We start from the raw sequence: 250 nt of genomic DNA, 5'->3' as shown, positions 1-250 counted from the left end.
CGGCCCTTCAAGCTCACCACAATCCCATGACGATCAAGCCCGTTGCCCATGTCACAAGGGCCGCGTAACATTCATTCTGGCAACGTCGGCCCGACGTAGTTCAACACCGATCGGGACATCCCCTGGCAGCGGCAGCGAAATAAAACGCGAGACCGCATCAAATGGATGTTCACAACCGACAAAGCCCGCGCCAAACTCCGCCGCGCCTATCCCGCTGCAGCCAAAGAGTCAAAACCACTGTGATGAACCA

1 pseudogene is annotated in these 250 nt (G+C 57.2%); it reads left to right on the top strand.

The features are described from left to right. Positions 1-123: 123 nt before the first annotated feature. Positions 124-243, top strand: a pseudogene (locus tag ACZYOF_RS44985) (IS630 family transposase); the annotation flags it as partial. Positions 244-250: the final 7 nt, after the last annotated feature.

The sequence above is a fragment of the Bradyrhizobium sp. LeoA1Lang genome, from assembly GCF_055413685.1.
This window is presented reverse-complemented; position numbering and strand designations above follow the sequence as displayed.